This is a genomic window from Frankia gtarii (genome assembly GCF_025403375.1).
Taxonomy (GTDB): domain Bacteria; phylum Actinomycetota; class Actinomycetes; order Frankiales; family Frankiaceae; genus Frankia; species Frankia gtarii.
In genome coordinates this window covers 1-4,490 of sequence record NZ_JAMPTM010000398.1, presented here as the reverse complement: position 1 = coordinate 4,490, position 4,490 = coordinate 1, and the positions used below count along the sequence as shown (strand labels likewise).

Genomic DNA, 4,490 nt, shown 5'->3' with positions numbered 1-4,490 from the left:
CAGCCTGCCCCGACCCCCGCCGGCCGGGACCGGAGGGCTGCCCGCCCGCTCCGTCGTTCGACCTGCTCCACCTGATGGTCGCCCTGCAGGAACGTGGGCACCGGTCACTGACCGAGCGGCTGCACGACGGCCCGATGCAGGAGTTCACCGCCGTCCTGCTCGACCTGGCCAGCGTCCGGCGTCGGCTGTCCGGCGATCTCGCCGACCTCGCCGACCGCGCCGACCTCGCCGACCGCGTCGACGAGATCGAGAGCCATCTGCACGCCGCGACGAACGCGTTACAGCTACCGCCGGGCGTCTTCCGTTTCGGTTACGACGCGCGCCAGTCGCTGACGGCGGGTCTGACCCTGCGGATCGCCGGCCTGCTCGTCGACCGTCTGGACACCGACCTCCAGGTCGACGAACACCCGCCCACCCACGCGGAGATCTCGGTGCTGCTGGCCACCGCGCAGCTGTTGCTGCAGGCAAGCGATCCGGTGGGGACCGGCGAGCACGCCTGGCTCGCGGTGCGCTCGGCGCCGGCCGAGGTCAACCTGCTGCTGCGAGTCCGGCCGCGCGCGTACGAGCCGCCGGCGGACGCGGCGCGGGCCGCGCGGCTGCGCCCGGTCGCCGACCTGATCGGCGTCGAGCTGCGCCACGACGCCTCGACCGGCGGCTGGAGTGCCGCGTTCCGCCTCGACCGCCCCGGCGCCTGACGCGCCCGACGTCGACCCGGCACTCCCGGCACTCCCGGCACCCCGGCACTCCCAGCACCCCGGCACTCCCGACACCCCGGCACTTCCGGGTACCGATCAGGTCTCGACCGGGCTGTCGAGGACAGCCCGCACCTTTGCCAGCAGCACCTGCTCGGAGAACGGCTTACCCAGCAGCGCCAGGCCCTGATCGAGGGTCCCGTTGTGCGCCAGCACCGGGTAGGCGTAACCGGACATGAACAGCACCCGGATGCCCGGCCGGTGCCGGCGGACGAGCGTGGCCACGGTCCGGCCGAGGACCTGCGGCATGACGACGTCGGTCAGCAGGAGATGGATCTCGGCGGGGTGGCGAACGGCGAGCTCGACAGCGCGATGCCCGTCCGCCGCGGTGATGACCTGATAGCCGTTGCGGGCCAACAGGCGCCGGGTGACCTCGCGAATCGCCCGCTCGTCCTCGACGACGAGGATCGTCTCACCGCCGGTGAGGATGGCCCCGTCGAAGATCGGTTCGGGGGCGGCGGCGACGCCGTCCACCGCCGGCAGCAGGATGCTCACCGTCGTCCCCAGGCCCACGTCGGAGAAGATCTCCGTGTGACCGCCGGCCTGGGTGATGATGCCGTACACGGTGGCCAGGCCGAGGCCGGAGCCTTCTCCCTTGCGCTTGGTGGTGAAGAACGGCTCGAAGGCACGGCTGACCGTCTCCGTGGTCATGCCGCTGCCGCTGTCGCTGATGCGCAGGTTGACGTGCCGGCCGGCCTTCAGGCCGGGCCGCTCGCCGGCGATGTCCTCATGGACGAGGATGTTCGACGTGTCGATCGTGAGCTTGCCGCCGGCCGGCATCGCGTCACGCGCGTTCACGGCCAGGTTGACCAGCACCTGTTCGAGCTGACCGGCGTCGGCGAAGACCGGCCAGGCGTCGGCGGCCGGCAGAGTGATCAGCTCCACGTGTTCACCGAGGGTGCGCCGCAGCATCTCCTCGATGTCGCGCACAACGTCGTTGAGGTTGAGCACCCGCGGTTGGACGACCTCCCGGCGGCCGAAGGCGAGCAGCTGGTGGGTCAGCCGTGTGGCCCGTTCGGCGGCCCGCTGGACCTGCTCGATGTCGCGGCGGACCGCCTCCCACTGGCCGCCGTCGCGTTCGGCCGCCGTCGCCACCACCTCGCCGACGAAGGCGGTGTAGTTGATGATCACGCCGAGCAGGTTGTTGAAGTCGTGCGCGACGCCGCCGGCGAGCTGGCCGAGGCTTTCCAGCCGCTGCGACTGATGGAGCTGGCCCTCGATCTGCTTGCGCTCGGCCTGCGCGCGCAGGCGTTCCCGTTCCGCCTGCGCCTCCAGCCGGTCGGTCACGTCCCGGATCGCCGCCGAGACGAGCAGACCGTCTTCTGTCTCCAGGGCGGACAGGGAGATCTCCGCCGGGAACTCGCTGCCGTCACGGCGACGGGCGGCGAGCTGCATCTCGGCACCCATCGGCCGCGGCCGCGGATCGTGGAAGTAGCGGTCGCGGTGCCGCGGGTGGTGGGCCCGGCCGGCCTCCGGCACGAGGATCTCGACCGGCTGACCGTGCAGCTCCTCACGGCTGTACCCGAACAGGCGCTCCGCCTGGGAGTTGACCAGCGCGATCCGGCCGTCGGGCAGGACGCCGACGATGGCGTCCGGCGCCGAGTCCAGCAGCCCGCGGAACTTCGCCTCAACTCTTTTACGATCAGTGACATCCCGGACCGCCGCGGTGATGAGGATCTCGCCCTCACTCTCGATGGTCAACAAGGAGATCTCCGCCGGGAACTCGCTGCCGTCACGGCGACGGCCGGCGAGCTCCATCCCCGCACCCATCGGCCGCGGCTGCGGGTCGCGCAGATAGGAACCGCGGTGGTGCGGGTGGAGGCGGCGGGCGGACTCGGGGATCAGGATCTCGACGGGTACGCCGTGCAGTTCCTCCCGGGTGTAGCCGAACAGGCGCTCGGCCTGCGCGTTGACCAGCGCGATCCGGCCGTCCGCGCGGACGCCGACGATCGCGTCCGGCGCGGCGTCGAGCAGGCCGCGGGCGAGGGGACTCGTGCTGTCATCCAGGTGAACCACCCCACGGGGTGAACATCGTGCTACAGACAGAAAGATCGTAGCGCCGACGCCGGCCGCCATCATCACCCTCGCGGGTAGACCTCGGCTGAATTACACCGAAGTCCCAGCCAGCCCCATACCTGGCGACCAGCGACTCCGCCTGACGGTGCCACCCGAGCCGACCTCGTGGCCCGCGCCGAGGGCCGGCCGGATCATCGCTTCCGGGCTGCGGCGGTGTAGACACCCACATCGCCGTCAGCGGCGGCCTCGGACCGTCCGCCGGGGCTCTCCGTCGGCGGATCGGGGCGGGCGACGCCGAGATCGGCCACGACGGCCTCAGCGGCGCGTCGGCCGGAGTACAGGGCGCCCTGGATCGAGCTGGTGTCCCGGTGATCGCCGCACACGTAGACGCCGGACGGGGTACGCACCGGCCGGCGGAGCACACGTGGGCTCGTCATGATGGGCAGCGCCCGCGCCACCGGGTAGCTGGCCAGCAGCGTCCAACCGGCGGTGTCGGTGCCGTAGAGGGCACCGAGGTGGGCGCGCACGGCCCGCTCGACGCCGGACGGCGCCCCGGCCCCCGCGTTCGGGTCGGTCAGGCTGAGCGGCCCGGTCGCGTGCAACGGGTCGGTCACATCGAGTTGGCCGGGCGGCATCACGACGGCCGGCATGTCCTCGGGCACACCCAGTACCGACGCGGCGATCAGCGCGGAACCCGGCGGTGCGTACGAGGGAGCCACCTCGCTGAGGACCACCGTGTTGATCACTGGCCCGGTTCGGCCCGGGCGAGCCGGGCGCCGTGCGTCGACGGCGCCCTCGACGACGAGCGCGCCGCGGCGCAGCGGCGGTTCGTCCGCTTGGAAATAGTAGGTTGTCACGCCGTGCCAGGCCGGCTCGGCGATCCCCGGTACCAGCCGGGCCGCGGTGGTGCCGTCGGTGGCGACGATCACCGCCCTGGCCCGCAGCGACTCCCCGCCGCGGGAGCGCACCCCGCCCCGGGTGACGATGTCGGCGGGGCAGCCCAGCCGCACCGTGCCCGGCCGCAGCCGGGCCGCAAGCTGGCGGGGCAGCGCCGCCATTCCCTCGGCCGGCAGCACCGGCGCCCGGCTGGCGAAGCTGCGCCAGACGAGATGGAAGAACCGCGCCGAGGTCGCGAGATCCTCCTCCAGGAAGACGCCGCGCAGCAGCGGTGCGAGCACCCCGTCGATCGCGTGGGCGGACAACCCGCGGGCCCGCAGCTCCTCGCGGGTGCTGCGCTCGGGCCCGGCGACCAGCGTCGACGGCGCCGCCAGGCGATCGCGTGCCGTGAGGACCGCCAGCCGGGCCAGGTCCGCGGCCCGCAGCGCCCGCCCCGGCACCAGGCCCGCGAGCGCGTCCGCAGCGCCGATCGGATCGCCGAGCACCACCGACCGGACGCCATCGCGCAGCACCAGCCCGCGAAAGAACGGTTGCGGTCGCAGCGCCGGCAGGTCGATCTGGCGCTGGACCTCCGGGTAGGACGGCAGCAGCACCTGGAAGCCTCGATCCAGGCGGAACCCGCCCACCTCGTCGGTGCGGACCCGCCCGCCGACGTCGTCGGCCGCCTCCCAGACCACCACGTCGAGCCCCTGGTCGGCGAGCAGCGTGGCGGCGGACAGCCCGGCCAGCCCCGCTCCCACGATCGCCACATCGGCCGTCTGCATGACCACCACCCCGTGTCGGTACGCCCGCCGGTCGCGGTGCTCCCACCGCTCTATGTACCCC

At 73.0% G+C, this 4,490-nt stretch carries 3 protein-coding genes; 1 reads left to right on the top strand and 2 read right to left on the bottom strand.

Annotated elements, in window-relative coordinates; genetic code table 11:
• Positions 1 to 695 (top strand): histidine kinase (locus NBZ83_RS30255; protein ID WP_261576325.1); only part of this gene is annotated, 695 nt, incomplete at its 5' end.
• Positions 696 to 791: 96 nt separating this feature from the next.
• Here NBZ83_RS30255 and NBZ83_RS30250 read toward each other — a convergent pair.
• Together NBZ83_RS30250 and NBZ83_RS30245 are read right to left on the bottom strand one after the other, a co-directional pair.
• Positions 792 to 2,834 carry a hybrid sensor histidine kinase/response regulator gene (locus tag NBZ83_RS30250; RefSeq protein ID WP_438803204.1) on the bottom strand — a complete coding sequence of 681 codons (2,043 nt, stop codon included), beginning with the start codon at positions 2,832 to 2,834 and terminating at the stop codon, positions 792 to 794.
• 125 nt (positions 2,835 to 2,959) lie between these two features.
• A partial coding sequence (locus tag NBZ83_RS30245) for an NAD(P)/FAD-dependent oxidoreductase (protein WP_261576324.1) occupies positions 2,960 to 4,490 on the bottom strand: 1,531 nt, incomplete at its 5' end.